The sequence below is a fragment of the Nocardioides sp. NPDC054178 genome, assembly GCF_055585005.1.
Genome location: NZ_JBVJKY010000005.1, coordinates 52463 through 72194 on the forward strand (window position 1 = coordinate 52463; position 19732 = coordinate 72194).

Consider the following 19732-nt stretch of genomic DNA (forward strand, 5'->3'; position numbering starts at 1 on the left):
TCTGAACAGGCTGGAATCGGCCGAGCGGCCCCGGGTGGATCAGGTGGGGATCTCCTGCCACGTCCTGGTGTCGGAGCTGGTCTCGACCGCGGCGAGGACCCGCTGCACCTGGAGTCCGTCGGCGAACGTCGGCGCCGGATCGGCCCCCTCGCCGAGCGCCCGGACGAGGTCGACGACCTGGTGGGTGAAGCCGTGCTCGTAGCCGAGGCCGTGGCCCGGGGGCCACCAGCCGGCCACCCACGGGTGCTCGGGCTCGGTGACCACGATCCGGCGGAAGCCACCCTCGGCGTCCGGGATGGTCCCGTCGTGGAAGTGCAGGACGTTCATGTCCTCGAAGTCGAAGGCCAGGCTCCCCTTCGACCCGTTGATCTCGATCCGGATCGCGTTCTTGCGGCCGGTGGCGAAGCGGGTCGCCTCGAAGGAGCCGACCGCTCCCCCGGCGAAGCGCGCCAGGAAGAGCGCGGCGTCGTCGACGGTGACAGGGCCGCGGTCGGCCCCGGCGGTGGCGGAGAGCCCGGAGGAGCTCTCGGCGACGGGGCGTTCCTTGACGAACGTCTCCAGCATCCCGGAGACCTCCAGGATCCGGTCGCCGGTGATGTGCTGGGTCAGGTCGATGATGTGGGCCCCGATGTCGCCGAGCGCGCCCGAGCCGGCCTTGGCCTTGTCCAGACGCCAGCTCAGCGGCGCCTCGGGGTCGGCCAGCCAGTCCTGGAGGTACTGCGCACGCACGTGGTGGAGCTCCCCGAGGCGACCGTCGGCGACCAGCTTCCGGGCCAGCGCGATCGCGGGCACCCGGCGGTAGGTGAACCCCACCATCGCCCGTACGCCCCGTTCGGCGGCCACCGCGGCGGCCGCGGCCATCCGCTCGGCCTCGGCCACGCTGTTGGCCAGGGGCTTCTCGCACAGCACGTGCTTGCCGGCCTCGAGCGCGGCGATCGCGATCTCGGCGTGGGTGTCACCGGGCGTGCACACGTCGACCAGGTCGACGTCGTCGCGGGCGATCACGTCGCGCCAGTCGGTGACGCTCTCCTCCCAGCCGAACCGGGTGGCGGCCTCGGCCACGCGAGTCGCGTCACGGCCGCAGAGGACCTGCATCCGCGGGGTCAGCGGAAGGTCGAAGAAGCGGTGGGCACTTCGCCAGGCGTGGGAGTGGACGGCGCCCATGAAGGCGTAGCCGATCATCCCCACGCCGAGCGTGGCGTTCTGGTCGGTCATCGGAACTCGATCCTGTGTTTCGGTGGTGTCGCTCCGCGCCCGAGCGCGGAGCGACCTTGCGGTCTGGCTCTACCTGGCCCTGCCTGGCCTGTCGGCCTGTCTGGCCGGCCGGTCAGGACTCGAAGGCCGTGGGCAGGAACTCGTCCACGTTGTCCTTGGTGACGACCGGCGCGTCCAGCTGGATGGTGCGCGGCACGGTCACCTCGACCAGGTCGGACATGGCCTTGTCCTGCGCCAGGAGCCGGGCGAGCTTGATGCCGTCGGCGGCCTGCGTGGAGGGGTAGATGACCGTCGCCTTGAGAACACCCTTGTCAGCCTCGATCTCGCGCATCGCGTTGGCCGAGCCGGCGCCGCCGACCATGGTGAACTCGTCGCGGCCGGCGTTGTTGATCGCGGCGAGGACGCCGACACCCTGGTCGTCGTCGTGGTTCCACAGGAAGTCGATCTTCGGCGCGGCCTGGAGCAGGTTGGAGGCCGCCTTCTCGCCGCCCTCGACGGTGAAGTCGGCGGCGACGCGGTTGTCGACGTCGAGGCCGCACTTGCCCAGCGCGTCCTTGAAGCCCTTGCTGCGGTCCTGGGTCAGGGGCAGCGAGTCGATGCCGGCGATCTCGGCGACGACGGCGTCCGTCTTGCCGTCGGCCTGCTCGCAGACGTACTCACCGGCCGAGACACCCATGCCGTAGTTGTCCCCGAGCACGGTGACCCGGGCGGCGTTGGGGTCGTTGAACTCGCGGTCGACGTTGATGACCGGGATGCCGGCCTCCATCGCCTTGAGAGCCACCGGGGTCAACGCGGCGCCGTCGAAGGGCAGCAGCACGATGGCGTCGACCTTGTCGTTGATGAAGGTCTCGACCTGGCTGATCTGCAGGCCGACTTCGTTGGTGCCTTCCGCCAGGCGGAAGTCGACGTCCTCGTAGGCCTCGGCAGCAGTCTTGGCCTGCTCGCTGATCGCACCCATCCAGCCGTGGTCGGCGGCGGGAGCCGAGAAGCCGATGACGACCGTGTCGCCCTTCTCGTCGTTGGAGCCGGCTTCGGCGTTGGAGGTGCCACCGACGTTCTCGGACTTCTCGGGGGTGTTGCTGATGCAGGCCGAGAGGGCGAGCACCGAGAGACCGGCGACGAGGATCTTTGCTGTGGACTTCAGTTTCATGAGGTGCTCCTAGAGCGTGGAAGGGTGGAGTGGGGATGAGTCCGAGACCCGAGGACGGCTGGCCGGACGGCGTCGGGCGGTCATGACCCGGGCTGTCGTGAGAACCGCTTCTGCAGCAGCACGGCGGCGATGATGATCAGGCCCTTGGTGAAGGCCTGGGCGGAGATCGAGAGGTTGTTGAGCACGAAGACGTTGGTGAGCGTCGCGAAGATCACCACGCCGAAGACGGTGCCGACGATGGTGCCGCGTCCCCCGGAGAGCAGGGTGCCGCCGATGACGACCGCCGCGATCGCCTCCAGCTCGTAGAGCCCGCCATGGGTGGCGCTGCCGGTCGTGGTGCGGCTGATCAGCATCACCGCGGCGATGCCGCAGCAGACACCGACGAGCACGTAGAGGAGCACCGTGTGGCGTCGTACGTTGATCCCGGCCAGGCGTGAGGCCTCCGGGTTGCCGCCGATGGCCAGGGTGCGCCGGCCGAAGGTGGTGCGGTTGAGCAGGACCCAGCCGATCACGGCCACGATGGCGAAGATCCAGATCAGCACCGAGATCCCGAGCACGTCGCGGGAGAGCGCATCGGTGAAGCCCGGCACGCTGACGATCTGGGTCTTGCGCGCCGAGATGATCTCGGCCAGGCCACGGGCACTGGCCATCATCGCCAGCGTCGCGATGAAGGGCACCACGCCGCCGTACGCGATCAGCAACCCGTTGATCAGGCCGGCGCCCGCGCCGACCAGGAGGGCGGTGGTCACGATGATGATCCAGTGGATGTCGTTGGCCATCGTCTGGGTGGCCACCGTCGTGCACCAGACCGAGGAGAGCGCGACCAGCGCGCCAACCGACAGGTCGATGCCGCCGCCGGTGATCACGAACGTCATCCCGATGCTGACCACGCCGATCACCGAGGCCAGTCGCAGGATCGTCATCACGTTGTCGACCGAGGCGAACCGCTCACCGCCCGTGGCGATGCCGATGACGGCCAGCAGGGCCAGCGCCAGGACCAGGCCGAGGTTGTGCCCGGCGCCGCCGCGCAACAGCTGGCCGAGCCCACCGGACTCGGCCCGGCGGGCCGCCTCCTTCTCGACCCGAGCCGTGTCCCCCTGGGCCACAGCAGCGTTCGTAGGCGTGTCGCTCATGCGACCTCTCCTTCCATCACGAGGTCCAGGACCTTCGACTCGTCGATCTCGGTGGCGGGTCCCTCGTGGACGACGGCGCCCTCGCTGATGACGAGGACCCGGTCGGCGAGACCGAGCACCTCCTCCACCTCGCTGGACACCACGACCACGGCGACACCTTCGTCCGCCAGGCGGCGGACGAGGTTGTAGATCTCGGTGCGCGCCCCGACGTCGACGCCCCGGGTGGGCTCGTCGAGGAGCAGCACCTTGCAGTCGCGCAGCAGCCACCGGGCGAGCACGACCTTCTGCTGGTTGCCGCCCGACAGGTTGCGGACCGGCCGGTCCACCCCGGCCGGACGTACGTCGAGCGAGCGGCTGAGCTCCTCGGCGGCGCGGCGCTCGGCGCCGCTGTCGAGGAAGCTGGCCTTGGAGAACCTGCTCAGCGAGGAGACCGTCACGTTGCGGTAGACCGCCTGGTCGAGCAGCAGCCCCTGGCTCTTGCGCTCCTCCGGAGCCAGGCCGACCCCGGCGGCGACCGCCGCGCGGACCGAGCCACGGCGCAGCCGGCGACCGTTGACGGTGACCGTGCCCGTGGTCGAGCGGCGGGCACCGTAGATGGTCTCCAGGATCTCCGAGCGACCGGAGCCGACCAGGCCCGCCAGACCGACGATCTCGCCGGCGTGGACGCGCAGGTCGACGTCGTGGAAGCGGTCGCCGGACAGGCCGCTGGCCTCGAGCACCGGCGTGGTGTCCCGACCGGGTCGCGTCGTGGGGCGGTTCGGGAAGACGTACTCGATCTCGCGGCCGGTCATCAGCGTGATGAGCTCCCGGGTCGGCGTCTCCGCGACCGAGAGCCCGGTGGCCACGGTGCGGCCGTCCTTGAGGACCGTGATCCGGTCGCCGATCTGGCGGATCTCCTCGAGGCGGTGGGAGATGTAGATGATCGCGACGCCCTCCGCGGTGAGGCCGCGCATCACCCGGAAGAGGTTGTCCACCTCCTCCTGGTCGAGGACCGCCGACGGCTCGTCGAGGATGAGCAGGCGGGTGTCGTGGGACAGCGCCCGCGCCATGCTGACGATCTGCTGCCCGGCCGGCGAGAGGTCGCCGACCAGGCGGTTCGGGTCGACCTCGCTGTGGCCGAGCCGCGCCAGGAGCGTACGCACCCGCTGGGTCGCCTCCGCGCGGCGGCTGAACCCGGCGGTGGCGAGCTCGTGGCCGAGGAAGATGTTCTCGGTCACGGTGAGCCCGGGCACCAGGTCGAGCTCCTGGTAGATCGTGGAGATGCCGCGCTTCATGGCGGCGACCGGGGTGGTCAGCCGGACCGGCTCGCCGTCCCAGAGGATCTCCCCCTCGTCGGGCTGGTAGGCCGCCGAGAGCACCTTGATGAGGGTCGACTTGCCGGCGCCGTTCTGCCCGAGCAGGCAGTGCACCTCGCCCGGGCGGACGTCGAGGTCGACGCCGCCGAGGGCGAGCACGCCGGGGAACCGCTTCACGATCCCGGTCATCTGGAGCAGTACGTCACCCCCGTATGCGCTGGCGGCGGGGCCGTCCGGCGACGGCTGAGGGGTCTGGGTCATCGGGTTCCTCCGTGCAGTTCGGGCAGGTCGGCGAGGACGGTGGGGTCGGAGAGCACCGGCTCCAGGGAGACCAGTGCGCCGCCGCGGACCGCGGCGGTCGGGCCGAAGGCCGAGATCGCGACCCGGGTGCCGCCGGCACGCGGGGCGAGGACGTCGGCGGCGAGCCGAGCCTCGACCGCCGGGCGCAGCCACTCGCCGAGCACGGCGAAGTAGCCGCTGAGCACGACGGTGCCGGGGTTGAGCGTGTTGACCAGGACGGCGGCGCCGGTGCCGAGCCAGGTGCCGACCTCGTCCAGCGCGGCCAGCGTGCGGCCGTCGGCGAGCCGGGCCCGCTCGACCAGGGTGGCGAGCCGCTCCTCCAGGGTCAGCACGGGATCGCGCACCGGGTCGTCGGGGTCGGTGGCCGCCTCGAGCAGCGCCCGCAGGCCGACCACGGTCTCCCAGCAGCCGGTGCGGCCGCAGCCGCAGAGGCGACCGCGAGGGTCGACCGGGAGGTGGCCGATCTCCCCGGCCCAGCCGTGCCGCCCCGCGGCCACCCGGCCACCACTGACGACCGCGCCGCCCAGGCCGACCTCGCCGTAGAGCACCACCATGTCGGCGCGGTCGGCGTCGGCGGGGTCCAGCTCGGCGGTGGCGGCGAGGGTGGCCTCGTTGGCCAGGCGCACCGGCGGCACCGGCTGCCCCTGCTCGGCCGTGGCGGCCAGCCGGCGGCGTACGTCCTCGGCGGCGTCGATGTCGCGCCAGCCGAGGTTGGGGGCGAGGGTGACCCGCTGCGTGGCGGTGTCGACGAGGCCGGCGACGCCGACGGTGATGCCCGCGACGGTGACGCCGGCGGTACGTGCCTCGGCGAGGGCGTCGGCGACGAGGCCGGCGAGCTCGGCCAGGACGCCCTCGGGCGGAAGACTGCGTCCGTCGATACCGCGACGGAACTCGGCGATCACGGACCCAGCGAGGTCGACGGCCACGACGGCGAGGTGGTCGACGTTGATCTCCGCGCCCACCCCGCAGACCGAGCCGCCGACGATCCGGACCTGGACGCCCGGGCGGCCGGCGCCGCGGCGGCCGGCGTCCTCGCAGGAGACCAGCCCGAGCTCGGCCAGCTCGTCGACCAGTCCGGTCGCGACGGTGCGGGTCAAGCCGGTCTCCTCGGCCAGGCGGCCACGCGAGCGCGGGCCGCGCTCGCGCAGCGACCGCAGGAGCAGCCCCATCCGCGCACGCCGGACGGCGGCCGGGTCGGCGGTGGCGGAGACCCGCACGGAGATGTCTGCGTCGCGCACGGTCGCCTCCTGTCCCGGCTCATGGGAATCGACCATCACAGACAGCCTGTGATGGCAGTCACAGAATTCTGTGACCGAGAGACAAACTAGTGACCCGACTCACGTTGTACAACCCTTTCGCGGCGGTTTCTGCAAAGTTTCTGTCGAACTTTGAAAAGTAATTGGACAAAGTAGCCGAAAAGGGGCACCCGGCCACGGTTGGCCGGATGCCCCTCTCGGGTCGATCGCGAGGGTCACTCGCTGGGAGCGATCACCACCTCGTCGGTGCCGGTGAGCGCCGGGATGTCACCCTCACCGGGGTCGGTGTACTCCGCCACGAAGACGGCGTTCAGCTCGTCCTGCCCGGGGTCGTGGCCACCGGGGACGGTCGTGACGATCGAACCGCTGCAGCCGTTCGCCGTGGTCTGCGGGTGCCCGTGCTCGTCGTGGCCCAGGACGTACGTCACCGAGACCCGGTCGCAGTCGACGGCCTGGTCGTCGGTCACCTCGACCTGGAACTGGACGGTGTCGCCGAAGTGGAACGCCTCGCCGGGCGCGGGGCTGGTCGTCAGGGTCACCACCGGCACGTCGTTGCCGACGATCACGTCGACGTCGGCCGAGGCGTGCTTGCCGCGGCCCGCCTTGCCCTTGTCGGTGACGGTCAGGGTCGCACGGTAGGCCCCCGCCTCCTCGTAGGTGTGGGTGGCGGTCTTCCCGGTGGCGTCGAACCTGCCGTCACCGTCGAAGTCCCACTGGTAGACGAGCTTGTCGCCGTCGGGGTCGGTCGTCCCGGCGCTGTCGAAGGCGACGGTGAGCGGCGGCTGACCTGCGGTCTTGTCGGCGCTGATCACCGGCTTCGGGCTGTGGTTGCCGGTGCGGGCGATGTAGTCGATCCGGGAGACCTGGGCCTCCTCGTTCTCGCTGAAGAAGCCGTCGCCGTACTCGAGCATGTAGAGCGAGCCGTCCTTGCCGAACTCCAGGTCCATCACGTTGTCCGTGGCGAACGTGGAGAGCACGGACTCGATGCCGGTGAGCTCACCGTCCTCGTCGATCCGCATGCCCTTGATGTAGTCCCGGCCCCACTCCGCGAACAGCGGGATGCCGTCGTAGTACTTCGGCCAGGCACCGGAGAGCGGGTCCTTCGTCGCCGACTTCTGGTAGTCGTACGCCGGGCCGGCCATCGGGGCGATGCCGCCGGTGGCGAGCTCGGGGAACTCCTCGGACTGGGTGTAGGTGTACCAGACGGTCGGCTGCGTGACCGGCGGGAGCTGGGTCAGGCCGGTGTTGTGCCGCGAGTCGTTGACCGGGGCGTCACAGTCGAAGGCCGGCCCCGCGGTTCCGGTCGCGAAGTCGTAGTCGCGGTAAGGCAGCTCGGCGGTCGCGCACAGCGGCCAGCCGTAGTTGGCCGGCTTGCTGACGACCGTCCACTTGCCCTGGCCGGCCGGGCCTCGGTCCGGGTTCGCCGAGGAGGCGTCGGGCGAGTAGTCGGCCACGAAGACGCGGTCGGTCTCCGGGTCGATCTCGATCCGGAACGGGTTGCGCAGGCCCATCGCGTAGATCTCCGGGCGGGTCTTGTCGGTGCCCGGCGCGAACAGGTTGCCGGCGGGAACGGTGTAGCCGCCGCCCGCCTTCGGCTTGATCCGGAGCAGCTTGCCGCGCAGGTCGGCGGTGTTGGCCGCCGTACGCCTCGCGTCGAAGGCGGGGCTGCGGTCCTCCCGGTCGTCGAGCGGGGCGTAGCCGTCGGACTGGAACGGGTCGGTGTCGTCGCCGGTGGCGAGGATCAGGTTGCCCGCGGAGTCGAAGACGATGTCGCCGCCGACGTGGCAGCAGCGCCCCCGGTCCACCGGTACGTCGATGATCTGCTGCTCGGTGGACAGGTCGATCCTGCCGCCGGCGTACTGGTAGCGCGAGAGCCGGATGGCACCCTTGAAGGGCGCGAAGTCGGCGGGCGTGCCGTACTCGGGGGCGTCGCCCTCGTTGACGTCCGGCGTGGCCGGGTCGTCGACAGGGGTGTTCATCGGCGGCGAGTAGTAGACGTAGACCCACTTGTTGGTCCGGCCGTTGTACCCGGGGTCCAGAGCGATGCTCTGCAGACCCTCCTCGTCGTGCTGGTAGACGTCGAACTCCGCTGCGACGCTGTTGACGCCGGTGTCGGCGTCGTTGAGCCACACCTTCCCGGCCCGGGTGGTGTGGAGGACGTCCCCGTTGGGCAGGACCGCGAGGTCCATCGGCTCACCGGGGCGGTCGTTGAGGGTCACCTTCTCGAAGTCGGTGTCCGGCGGCGGGGCGGCCGTGGGGGCCGCGTCCGCGGACGTCGTGAGGGGGAGAACGAGGAGCCCTGAGACCACGGTCGTGGCGACGCTCCAAAGGGTGAATCTGCGCACGGTCCATCTCCTTCTCTCGCTGTCGTGGAGGGGAGCGAGATCGTCCGCGAACGTAGCGATGTGACGCCTGTCACGTCAAGTGACTTGACTACTTTCGCAAGAAGATTTCGAAAGATGGGACAAAAGTGCGCCTCTGGGGCGGTCAGGAGCCGGGTCTACGCCTCGCCGCTGCTGGGGGCGTAGACCGAGGCGCTGATCAGGTGAGCGGCGCCGATGACGCCGCCCTCGTCGCCGAGCTCGCTGAGCACGATCGGGAGGTTGCCGGTCGCCAGCGGCAGCGAGCGGCGGTAGGTCACGCTGCGGATCTCGGCGAGGAGCCCGTGGCCGAGCTTGCTGACCCGGCCGCCGATGACGATCAGGCCCGGGTTGAAGAACGAGACCAGGCTGGCCAGCACCTGGCCGATGCGGTGTCCGCTCTCCCGGATGAGCTGGACCGCCTGGGCGTCGCCGCGGGCGACCGCGATGGCGATGTCCTCCGCGCTCAGCTCGCCCTTCTCCGCGAGCAGCTCGGCCAGCACCGGGGAGCGGCCGGACCGGGCCGCGGCGAGCGCCTCGCGCGCCAGGGCCGCTCCCCCGGAGAACGCCTCCAGGCAGCCGGTGTTGCCGCAGGCGCAGGTGGGCCCGAAGTCCTCGACGCGGATGTGGCCGATGTCGCCGGCACAGCCGTCGACGCCGCGGTAGAGCTCCCCGTCGACGACGATCCCGCAGCCGATGCCGGTGCCGATCTTGACGTAGAGGAAGTCGCGGGCGGTCCGGGCGACGCCGGCGTGCTGCTCCCCCGCCGCCAGGACGTTCACGTCGTTGTCGAGCACGACCGGACAGCCGAGCTCCCGGGCGACCGCGTCGCGCACCGGGTAGCCGTCCCAGCCCGGCATGATCGGCGGGGACACCGAGACGCCGCGGTGGAAGTCGACCGGTCCGGGTACGCCGACGCCCGCGCCCATCGGCTGGGTGACGTCGTGCTCGTCCAGGAGCGCGCGGACCTCGTCGAGGGCGGTCGCGAGCACCTTCTCGGGGCCGCTGCGGATGTCGCACGCCCGGGTGCGGGTGCCGATCACCGACAGCCGACCGTCGGTGAGGCCGACCGACATGCTGGTGGCGCCGATCGAGATGCCGACGAACCGGATGTCCGGCGCAAGGTCGACCAGGGTCGAGCGCCGGCCGCCGCGGGAGGCCGCCGGACCCACCTCGTGGGCCATGCCCAGCTCGGTGAGTCGGCCGACCTCGGCCGCGATCGTGGTGCGGGAGACGTTCAGCCGGTCGGCGAGCTGAACCCGCGACAGCGGGCCCTCGTCACGCAGCTGGGCGAGCAGTCGTGCCTGCATGGAGGTCTCGGCCCGGCCGGCGAGTGAATGGCGCATAACCGCGATCTTGCCATGCGGACGGGCGACCTAGCCCAGGAGCGCGTCGACGAATGCCTCAGGAGTGAACGGGGCCAGGTCGTCGGGGCCCTCGCCGAGGCCGACGAGCTTGACCGGGACGCCGAGCTCGCGCTGCACGGCGACGACGATGCCGCCCTTGGCCGAGCCGTCGAGCTTGGTCAGGACGATGCCGCTGACGGCGACGGCCTCGCTGAAGACACGAGCCTGGATGAGGCCGTTCTGGCCGGTGGTGGCGTCGAGGACGAGCAGGACCTCGGTGACCGGGGTCTGCTTCTCGATGACGCGCTTGACCTTGCCGAGCTCGTCCATCAGGCCGGCCTTGTTCTGAAGCCGTCCGGCGGTGTCGACGATGACGGTGTCGACGCCGGTGTCGAGGCCCTCCTTGACCGAGTCGAAGGCGACGCTGGCCGGGTCGGTGCCCTCCGGGCCGCGTACGACCTCGACGCCGACACGCTCGCCCCAGGTGGTGAGCTGCTCGGCGGCGGCGGCGCGGAAGGTGTCGGCGGCACCGAGGACGACCTTGCGGTCCTCGGAGACCAGGATCCGGGCGAGCTTGCCGGTGGTGGTGGTCTTGCCGGTGCCGTTGACGCCGACCATCAGCACGACGCCGGGGGCACCGTCGGCGCCGCTGACCTGGAGGCGGCGGTCCATGCCGGGGTCGACCAGCTTGATCAGCTCTTCACGCAGCGCCGTCTTGGCGTCGACCTTGCCGCCCTCGACGCGCAGCCTCGTCCGCAACCCCTCCACCAACTCCTGGGTCGGGGCGACGCCGATGTCGGCGGTGAGCAGCAAGTCCTCGATGGACTCCCAGGTGTCCTCGTCGAGGCGGTCGGTCGAGAGCAGGTTGAGCAGCCCGCGGCCCAGCGCGTTGGAGCCTGCCAGGCGCTGGCGCAGCCGCACCAGGCGCGAGGCGGTGCTCTCCGGCTTCTCGATGACCGGGGCCGCCGGAGCCGTCTCGGGCTCGCCCTCCTCGACGGAGGGCTCCTCGACGGTCGGGGCTTGTGGCCGGGTGATGACATCGGTCCCCGCCTCGGCCGGCAGCGAACGGTCCTTGCGGCGCCGGGTGCTGGTGACCAGACCGACGATGCCGCCGCCGATGATCGCGACAGCGGCGACCGCGATGATGACGATGAGGGTGACCATTTCCATGGGCCTCATCCAATCAAACTACGCGTTCTTTTCCGTAGTTCCTGGCTTGCGCTCACCGAAGAGCTCGGCGAGATGGTCCTCGCGGCGGGTCTGCAGGCGCGTGGCCGGTCCGAGCGTGGGGGCCGTGTCGACGGCCCGCTCCATCGCCTCGCCGAGCCTGGTGGCGTACGGCATCTTCTGTCCGCGGTGGGGGAAGACCGTGTAGACGATCACGAGTCCGGCCAGCGTGACGATGAGCAGCATCGCCACGAAGATGACAAGGATGGTCAACACTGGCTCGGCCAGCCCCCTTCTGGATACGCACGGACGGCGTCAACCCTCGCACACCTCGGGTCCGGAGCACACAACGGCACGCGGGCACGAGCGCCCGCGCCCCGGGCGTCCCGTCGTACGGCGCGGGATATCGACAACGTCGACCGGGCCGGTAGGGTTTCACGGCATGAGGATCATCGGGACAATGATGGTCCGGGACGAGGTCGACATCGTCGCCGCGATGATCGAGCACCACCTGGACCAGGGTGTCGACACGTTGATCGTCACGGACAACGCGTCGGTCGACGGCACCACCGAGGTGCTCGAGCGCTACGCCGCGACGGGGCGGGTCGAGCTCCACCACGACCCCGTCCACGAGAAGCAGCAGGGCAAGGTCGTCACCTCGATGGCCCGGCGTGCCCGCACCCACTTCCGCGCCGACTGGGTCCTCAACCTCGATGCCGACGAGTTCCTGGTGCCCAAGGACAAGGGCCTGACCGTACGCCAGGCGCTCGAGGCCACTCCCCTGTCGCTGAACGCGTTCACCGTCGAGGTGGAGAACCTCGTCGGTCCGCCGGCCTGGAAGGGCGGCGGCATCAACCGGCTCCAGTGGCGCGACCGGCGCCCCGACGAGCGTCTCGAGGCGGTCGGGCTCCACGCCCACCCCACGCCCAACGCCGTCCACCGCGGCGAGTCGGACATCAAGGTCGTCCAGGGCAACCACTTCGTCTCGCTGCCGAGCAACGGCCAGCCGGCCGACGAGGTCGCGCTCGAGGTGCTCCACCTCCCTTGGCGCTCCTGGGCGCAGCTCGAGCGCAAGGTGATCAACGCCGGCAAGGGCTACGAGGCCAACCCGGACCTGAAGCCGAGCCCGCGCCACCACGGGATGCGCGACTACCAGCGCTATCTGAACGGCACCCTGCAGGACGCCTACCTCGCGCGCACCCCCACCCGGGCCGAGCTCGCCGCCGGCGCCTTCTCGGGCGACTACTCCTTCGACGACTGGCTGACCAACCACCTGCACATCGTGCTCGGCCGCTCGCTCGTCCCCGACCTCATGCGCGACGTGCTCGACCCCCAGAACGACAAGGCCGTACCCGACGACGAGCACGCGCTCGGTGCCGAGCGCGGCCGGGCCGCGCTGGCCGCCGAGCCCTACATCCCACCCCGCAAACGCTGAAACTCTTTCTCAGGAGGACCTGTCTTGCCCACCTTCAGGGGCGCCGTACGCCGCGGCCTCGCCGCCGCGGGTCTGCAGACCGTCCGTGCCGCCGATGCCGAGGCCGCTCGCCTGCACGGCCGGATCGACGAGCTCAAGCAGCGCAACCAGAAGCTGCGTACGAAGGTGGAGGGGCTGCAGGGCGACCGGAACCGCACCACCGCGGTCCCGGCCATCCCCGGCCTGGACCGGCTCGAGCTGCGTCGCGAGCAGGTGCTCGCCGGGGTCAAGCCCGACGCCCTGATCCTGGAGATCGGCCCCGCGCACAACGCGATCCTGCCCAAGCGGGACGGCTATGACGTACGCATCGTCGACTACCTCGACCGCGAGGGTCTGGTGCAGCGCTACTCGGGCTTCTCCCAGTACGACCCTGCTGACATCGAGGAGGTCGACTACGTCTTCCGGCCGGGAACCCCCTGGTCAGAGGTGATTCCGGAGCGGTTCGACCTGGTCGTCGCCTCCCACGTCATCGAGCACACCACCTCGATGATCGAGTTCCTCAACGAGTGCGAGAAGCTGCTGCGTCCTGACGGGGTGCTGGCGCTGGTCATCCCCGACCACCGCTACTGCTTCGACCGGTTCCGCGAGCGCGCCTCGCTCTCGCGCGTCATCGACGCCTCGCTCTACCCGACCTCGGTGCACACCATGGGTGCGGTCATCGAGGAGCGGCTCAACGCGGCCAAGCACGGCGGCATCACCGCCTGGGGTCCGCGCCACAAGGGCGACTACACCTTCGCCAACACCTTGGAGACGGTGAAGGCCAACGGCGCTGAAGCCCAGCGCGGCGAGCGCTACATCGACACCCACAACTGGGTCTGCACCCCCCACCACCTCCGCCTGCTCCTCCAGGACCTCGCCGACCTCGACTTCATCTCGATGCGGGAGACCTCCTTCCACGACACCGTCAAGCACGAGTTCTTCATCAACCTCTCCCCCTCCGGCGAAGGCACCGGCCTGACCCGCGAAGAGCTCGTCGTACTCGCCGACGACGAGCGCCGCGTCCTCGATCAGGCAGTCTTCGAGAAGTAGCCGAGAGGTCACCCCCGTCGGCCGAGGCGTCAGCCGCGTCGGGCGAGGCGTCAGCCGCGTCGGGCGAGGCGTCAGCCGCGTTGGGCGAGGCGTCAGCCGCGTCGGGCGAGGCGTCAGCCGCGTTGGGCGAGGCGTCAGCTACGTCGGGCGAGGCGTCAGCTAGGTCGGCCGAGGCGTCACGTACGCCGGGCGAGACATCACCCTCGTCGGCCAGGCGTCAGCCGCGTCGGGCGAAGCGTCACGTACGCCGAGCGAGACGTCACCCCCGTCGGCCGAAGCGTCAGCCGCATCGGGCAAAGCGTCACGTACGCCGAGCGAGACGTCACCCCCGTCGGCCGAAGCGTCACCTACGCCGGACGAGACGTCACGTAGGTCGGGCGAAGCATCAGGTACGCCGGTCGAAGCGTCACGTACGTCGGTCGAGCCGTCACCTACGTTGGACGAACCGTCACCCACGCCGGACGAAACGTCAGCTACGCCGGACGAAACGTCAGCTACGCCGGACGAAGCGTCACTTAGGCCGGCCGACCGGGCAGTGGCCTGACGCCTCGAACGACGTACGTGACGTCTCGGCCGACGCGACTGACGTCTCGGCCGACGTAGGCCACGGGTCGACCGACATAGGCGACCGCTCGGCCGACGCAGCTGACGGCTCGATCGGCGTACCTGACGGCTCGATCGACGGACGTGACGGCTCGGCCGACCTACCTGACGGCTCGACCGACCTACCTGAAGGCTCGACCGACCTACCTGACGGCTCGGCCGACGTACGTGACGGCTCGGCCGGCGTAGGTGACGGCTCGGCGGTCAGCGGCGGCGGTACTCCCGGAGGGCGAGCGCTGCGGCGAGGCCTACGACGACACCGAGGAGGGTCTCGGCGAGGCGGGACCAGAGCAGGGCGTCGACCGGTTGCGGGTGGCCTAGCTGCACCATCAGCAGCGAGAGCGGGGTGATGACGACGAGGGCGAGGCCGTAATGGCGCCCGACGAGCAGCTCGGTGACCGCCTGGAGTGCGGCGACGACCACCGCGACGACGAGAGGGGGCAGGGTGATCGAGAGCAGTACCGCCGCCAGGACCAGGCCGACCAGGGTGCCGACGACGCGTTGCAGTCCGCGGGTCGTCTGGGCCAGCAGCCCGGTGACGCCGAACGGCACCGCCGCGGCCACCATGGCCCAGTAGGTGTGGCTGAGCCCGAGCGCAGTCGAGATCGTGCCGGCGACCACGACCGCGAGGACGACCGCGGTCGCGTGGTCGAGGCGTACCTCACCACGGCTCGCCTCGACCGAGGCGCCGCTGCCGACCAGCCGCTCCTCGAGCAGACGGAGGAGCACTGCGATCAGTGCTGCCGCGGCGGCTACGCCGACGGCCACCGCGACGCCCGACAGGGTCACCGGAAGCGCGGCGCACGTCGCGACGGCGAACACCGGGAACATCGGTCCCGGCGGCCGCAGCACGAACCGGTCCGAGAGCATCGACCCGACCGCCGCCCACACGGCGGCGACCGGGATGACGAGCCAGGCCCGGTGCGAGGAGGTCGCCACGAGCGCGCCGCACAGGACCGCGACACACATCAGCGTCCCGGCCGCGGCCTGGGTTCGCCAGCGTCCTCGCAACGGCTGACGACCGCCGTAGATCGAGGCGAAGGTGCCGAAACAGGCGTACGCGGCCAGCTCGATGTGTCCCGTCACGGCCAGTGCCACCAACCCGACGAGCAGCGTCACGCTCGCGCGCCAGGCGGGCGAGTGGCTTCCCGGGGCCGAGGAGACCCGGACGGACTCCTGCATCAACCGCTCGAGCCGGCTCCCGTCGCTTCCCAACCCGTCTCCCCCATGCTGCCGTGCCGCCATTGCCATCCGACACCTTACGGCGACCCGGACGAACCAGTTGGTTCGGAGTCTCAGGCGAGCCGCTGCCGGAGTTCGGGAACGCCCTCCCCCTTCAGGTCCTCGAGCACCTCGCGCCGCCCGGCCATCGCCATGACCAGGTCGAGCAGGCGGCCGCTGACCTCGGGGCCGTCGCCGGCGGCGTACTCCGCGTCGACCGCTCTGAGCCCAAGGCCCTCGACCAGCGACTTGCTGTTGACCGCGAAGTCCTTGGTGGCGAAGAAGGTCGCGACGGCGAGGAGTCCTTCTTGGTCGGGGTCGCGCCGGATGCCGAGCGGCCGCCGGATGTCCTCACTGTGCACGATCATCTCGCCCAGCCCGCCGACGCTCTCCCGACGGGGCAGCCTGATGGGGCCGACCTCGGCGAACCTCGCCAGCGTCTCCTCGGGAGTGGACCCGCGGAACTCCTCGAGGCGCCTGCGGTTGTGTACGTCCGGATCGAACCGTGCCCCGATCATGCTGCGCAGCCAGCCCGGGAACGAGAGTCGTGAGGCGGCGCCGAGATGTGCCACGACCTCCTCCACGTCCCACTCCCCGCAGAGGGTGGCCGACCTCCACCGGTCGGGCGAGAGCGACCTCAGGTCCTCGACCAGCGCGTCTCGTTCGCGCGACTGGATCACGGAGAGCTTCGTCATGCGGACACTCTGACAGGTTCGGGCTCCGCGGGCCGTGACGCCTCGAACGACGTACGTGACCTCTCGACCGACCGGCGTGACGCCTCGGTCGACGCAGCCGACGTCTCGGCCGACGCGCGTGACCTCTCGACCGACGTACGTGACGCCTCGCCCGACGTACGTGACGCCTCGCCCGACGTACGTGACGCCTCGCCCGACGTACGTGACGCCTCGCCCGACGTACGTGACGCCTCGCCCGACGACCTGACCTCTCGGCCGACCCGCGAGACCTCTCGACCGACGTACGTGACGCCTCGGCCGACCGGGGTGACGTCTCGGCCGACGTACGTGACGCCTCGGCTATCGCTTGGCGCGCTCCTCGAGGGCTATGTCGAGGAGGGAGCGGGCGCGGGCGTCGAAGCCGTGGTCGCGGTGGATGCGGGCGGCTTCGGCGCGGATGTGCTCGTCGGTGCCGAAGACGACGGAGGGGTCGGGCATGGAGGACCATTTGACCAGGTCCTCGGGGGTCTCATAGACCTGTACGGTGTCGCCGAAGACGTCGCGGAGACCGACCACGTCGTCGGAGATGACCCGGGCTCCGGAGGCGACGGCGTCGAAGAGCCGGTTGGAGATGAAGCCGTAGTCGCGCATGTCGGCCCAGTGGTCGTTGAGCACGACCCCGGCGGCGCGGTATTCAGCACCGAGCTGGGTGTTGGACATGTGCTGGGCCTTGACGTAGTGGCGCGGGATGTAGGGCTCCCAGCCGTGGCCGTAGACCGAGAGCGGCAGCCCCACGGAGACCGCGTCGTGGATGATCGGGCGCTCGACGTCACGCGAGGTGCCGACGAAGAGCACCGGGTGTCCGGAGTCGGGCAGCGCCCGGTCGGGGTTGAAGAGCTCGGGGTCGGTGGCCTGCAGCAGCGGGTCGATGCGGATCCCCCATCGTGCCGACATCCGCTCGGCCCAGGCCGGCCCGGCCGCCAGCAGCCGGTCGAACCCGGCCGCCTCGGCACGGGTGACCGCGTCGGGGTGGGAGATCACCCAGCCGATGTTGATCCGGCCGTCGGGCGCCGGGAAGTAGCGCGAGAGACCACGCAGGGTCACCACGACGTCGTCGTCGAGCGCGCTCGGCCGCTCCCACTCGTAGTGGTGGTCGACGACGGCCGACTGGCCGAGCCTGCGCAGCGAGCGGGCCAGCGCACGGGCGAAGTGGGTGTCACCCCACCGCTCCCCCTCCGGCGCCCCGGGCGCGGAGATCTTGATCGACCAGCGCAGCTGCGGGATCCCCTCCACCACCGAGGCCCGCGGCAGGGGCGCGAGGATCGGCCGGGTGGCGGCGTACGTCTTCGCCGGGCCGGTCGGGTCCCCGGCCGTCGCCCGGCCGACGACCCGGTAGCCGCAGGCCTCCCAGGCGGCCACGTCGTCGCGAGGCTCCGTGCGCCCGACCCAGCGGTCGAGGTAGATCAGCCGGTTGCGCGGGGCGCGGGCGAAGCGCCCCTTCGACTTCGACTCGTGGTGGACGACCTCGGCGGAGGTCACGACCCGGAAGGACCCCGGTCGCAGCGAGGCGAGCCGGTGGCACAGGTCGACGTCCTCCATGCCGTTGGTGAAGATCGGGTCGAAGCCCTGCAGCGCGACGACGTCGCGGTAGCGCATCGCCAGCGCCGCACCGGTCAGCGCCGAGAACCGGTGGCCCTCGAGGCCGGCGGCGTCCTCGGGCGGGTATTCGGCGAGCATGTTGTAGGGCAGCCCGCCGTAGGGCGGGAAGGCGACGCCGGCCGACTGCACCGACCCGCTCGGGTAGAGCAGCAGCGGCTGCACCGCGAGCACCTCGGGGTCCTCGAGCGCCGAGACCAGCGGTGAGAGCCAGCCGGCCAGCGCCGTGGTGTCGTTGTTGAGGAAGACGACGGTCTCGCCGGTGACGTACGGGATGGCGAGGTTGTTGCCGAGCGCGAAGTTGTGGTTGACGGTGCTGTGCACCACCTTCACCTCGGGGAACCGCAGCGGCAGCGAGTCGAGCACCGCCGAGACGCCGGCAGATGAGCCGTTGTCCCAGACCACGACCTCGAGCCGCTTCTCCCCCGCGCCGTGCTCCATCACAGCCTCGACCGCACCCACGGTCAGCAGCGAGTCGTCGTAGGTCGGGATCACCACCGAGACCACGTCCGGGTCGGGGGTGCGCGAGCCGAGCGCGGCCCAGTCGATGAAGGTCCGGTTGCGGACGACGTCCTCCCACGACTCCAGGTCGAAGGGGTCGAGCGGCAGCCGGTCCTGGCGCGGGCGGCGCGGGTTGATGCCCTGACGCCGCTCGACGCCGACCTCGGGCACGAGCTCGACCTCCGCCTTCGAGGTCAGCCGCAGCGCGAGGTCGTAGGCCCAGCCGACGCCGATGTCGTCACGAGGACCACCGACCTCGGCCAGCAGCGGCGCCGAGATGAGCAGTCGCGAGAGCAGGGTCCGCATCAGCGGACCCGGCACGTCGGGACCCGGCGAGGCAGGAGGTACGTCGACGGCGAACCGCTGCTCGGGCTGCCACGGGCGCTCCAGCACGTCGGCGACCAGCGGCCTGCCGGCCTCGGCCACCGAGACCAGCCGCGCGAGACGGCCGGGCTTCCAGATGTCTCCCCCGGCGACGTACGCGACGAAGTCGCCGCTGGCCTGCGCGAACGCCGCGACCACGCCGGGCTCACCACGGTCCGGGTCGCCGAGCACGATCCGGGCGTCGGGGATGCCATCTGAGATGACCTGGGCGACCGACGGGGTCAGGCCCCGGTCGATGACGATGACCTCGGTGCTCACTCCGCTCTGGGCGGCGACGCTGCCCAGCGTCGCCCGGGCGAGCTCGTCGGAGGCGCCGAGGTCGACGATGACGGTGACGGTGCCGACCGGCTCACGACCAGCCGGAACGGAACGGGACTCGATGACCGGCCGCCAGGTCTTCGGGCCGCCCTGCCGAGCCTGCCACTCCGCACGCCGGTCGCGGATCCAGTCGCGCAGGTCGGGGAAGCGGCCGTCGACCTGCTCCATCCAGTCGTTGGCCCGCCGCCCGTTGCGGGCGCCCCGGTCGACGTAGTGCCCGATCGCGCCGCCGTAGAAGTTCTCGGTCTTGCGGCGCTCGGTGTAGCCGTCGGTGTCGAAGAGCGGGTGGGTCGGCTGCAGCCACAGCTCGGCGCGCAGCCAGTAGAGGAACGGGTCCTGGTCGCCCATCTGCTTGCGCAGCCGCGGGGTCAGCCGGGCGAGGAAGAACTCCGGGTCGAAGAGCGGGCTGGGCTGGGCCAGCGGCTTGCTGCGGTCCTGCTCGAGATAGTGCCGGGCGGCGCGCTTGCGGTCGAGGCGCTGGCCGACCTGCTCGGCGTACCACTCGTGGTCGAACAGCGGGCAGTCGACGAGCAGCCGCACGTCGTCGGCGCGGCTGTAGAGGGGCGAGTCGTTGTAGACCTTGCGGGCAAGGTCGCGCCCCCTGCGCAGTCCGCCACGTGCGATGCGCTTCAACTCTTCGTCCACTAAAG

The 19732-nt window shown here is 70.9% G+C and carries 16 protein-coding genes; 3 read left to right on the forward strand and 13 right to left on the reverse strand.

Annotation, left to right across the window (positions count from 1 at the left end; all coding sequences use genetic code 11):
* Positions 1-39 precede the first annotated feature (39 nt).
* The 9 genes from ACZ6WN_RS18820 to ACZ6WN_RS18860 all read right to left on the reverse strand — a co-directional run bounded on the left by ACZ6WN_RS18820 (position 40) and on the right by ACZ6WN_RS18860 (position 11495).
* On the reverse strand, positions 40-1215 hold the full coding sequence (locus ACZ6WN_RS18820; RefSeq protein ID WP_465866679.1) for a Gfo/Idh/MocA family protein: 1176 nt from the start codon (positions 1213-1215) through the stop codon (positions 40-42).
* Between the two features lie 112 nt (positions 1216-1327).
* Positions 1328-2365, reverse strand: coding sequence for a substrate-binding domain-containing protein (locus ACZ6WN_RS18825; protein ID WP_465866681.1), 1038 nt, complete (start codon positions 2363-2365; stop codon positions 1328-1330).
* Positions 2366-2445: 80 nt separating this feature from the next.
* Positions 2446-3498, reverse strand: a complete 1053-nt coding sequence (locus tag ACZ6WN_RS18830) for an ABC transporter permease (RefSeq protein ID WP_465866683.1) — start codon at positions 3496-3498, stop codon at positions 2446-2448.
* On the reverse strand, positions 3495-5054 hold the full coding sequence (locus ACZ6WN_RS18835) for a sugar ABC transporter ATP-binding protein (protein WP_465866684.1): 1560 nt from the start codon (positions 5052-5054) through the stop codon (positions 3495-3497). Before ACZ6WN_RS18835 ends, ACZ6WN_RS18830 begins: the two co-directional genes overlap by 4 nt.
* A complete protein-coding gene (locus ACZ6WN_RS18840; protein ID WP_465866686.1) occupies positions 5051-6367 on the reverse strand; it encodes an ROK family protein in 1317 nt (438 codons plus the stop codon). Before ACZ6WN_RS18840 ends, ACZ6WN_RS18835 begins: the two co-directional genes overlap by 4 nt.
* A gap of 197 nt (positions 6368-6564) precedes the next feature.
* Positions 6565-8694: a PQQ-dependent sugar dehydrogenase gene (locus tag ACZ6WN_RS18845; protein ID WP_465866688.1), complete on the reverse strand. Its 2130-nt coding sequence runs from the start codon at positions 8692-8694 to the stop codon at positions 6565-6567.
* A 155-nt stretch (positions 8695-8849) separates the two neighbouring features.
* A complete protein-coding gene (locus tag ACZ6WN_RS18850; RefSeq protein WP_465866690.1) occupies positions 8850-10055 on the reverse strand; it encodes an ROK family transcriptional regulator in 1206 nt (401 codons plus the stop codon).
* A gap of 30 nt (positions 10056-10085) precedes the next feature.
* Positions 10086-11234 carry a signal recognition particle-docking protein FtsY gene (gene ftsY, locus ACZ6WN_RS18855; RefSeq protein WP_465866692.1) on the reverse strand — a complete coding sequence of 383 codons (1149 nt, stop codon included), beginning with the start codon at positions 11232-11234 and terminating at the stop codon, positions 10086-10088.
* Positions 11235-11243: 9 nt separating this feature from the next.
* Positions 11244-11495, reverse strand: a complete 252-nt coding sequence (locus tag ACZ6WN_RS18860) for a hypothetical protein (protein WP_465866694.1) — start codon at positions 11493-11495, stop codon at positions 11244-11246.
* Positions 11496-11664: 169 nt separating this feature from the next.
* Between ACZ6WN_RS18860 and ACZ6WN_RS18865 the strand changes: the two genes are divergently transcribed.
* Positions 11665-12657: a glycosyltransferase family 2 protein gene (locus ACZ6WN_RS18865; protein ID WP_465866695.1), complete on the forward strand. Its 993-nt coding sequence runs from the start codon at positions 11665-11667 to the stop codon at positions 12655-12657.
* A gap of 24 nt (positions 12658-12681) precedes the next feature.
* The gene (locus tag ACZ6WN_RS18870; RefSeq protein WP_465866697.1) at positions 12682-13725 is read left to right on the forward strand and encodes a methyltransferase domain-containing protein; all 1044 of its coding nucleotides are present in this window, start codon (positions 12682-12684) and stop codon (positions 13723-13725) included.
* 159 nt (positions 13726-13884) lie between these two features.
* On the opposite strand, the gene ACZ6WN_RS18875 is transcribed toward ACZ6WN_RS18870, so the two are convergent.
* From ACZ6WN_RS18875 to ACZ6WN_RS18885, 3 genes are all read right to left on the reverse strand, one after another.
* The gene (locus ACZ6WN_RS18875) at positions 13885-14181 is read right to left on the reverse strand and encodes a hypothetical protein (RefSeq protein ID WP_465866699.1); all 297 of its coding nucleotides are present in this window, start codon (positions 14179-14181) and stop codon (positions 13885-13887) included.
* 351 nt (positions 14182-14532) lie between these two features.
* Positions 14533-15543: an FUSC family protein gene (locus ACZ6WN_RS18880; RefSeq protein ID WP_465866701.1), complete on the reverse strand. Its 1011-nt coding sequence runs from the start codon at positions 15541-15543 to the stop codon at positions 14533-14535.
* Between the two features lie 80 nt (positions 15544-15623).
* Positions 15624-16244, reverse strand: a complete 621-nt coding sequence (locus tag ACZ6WN_RS18885) for a maleylpyruvate isomerase family mycothiol-dependent enzyme (RefSeq protein ID WP_465866703.1) — start codon at positions 16242-16244, stop codon at positions 15624-15626.
* A 118-nt stretch (positions 16245-16362) separates the two neighbouring features.
* On the opposite strand from ACZ6WN_RS18885, the gene ACZ6WN_RS18890 reads away from it, so the two are divergent.
* A complete protein-coding gene (locus ACZ6WN_RS18890; RefSeq protein WP_465866704.1) occupies positions 16363-16491 on the forward strand; it encodes a hypothetical protein in 129 nt (42 codons plus the stop codon).
* A gap of 92 nt (positions 16492-16583) precedes the next feature.
* On the opposite strand, the gene ACZ6WN_RS18895 is transcribed toward ACZ6WN_RS18890, so the two are convergent.
* Entirely contained in the window at positions 16584-19715 is a 3132-nt protein-coding gene (locus ACZ6WN_RS18895) for a glycosyltransferase (protein WP_465866706.1), read from the reverse strand.
* Positions 19716-19732: the final 17 nt, after the last annotated feature.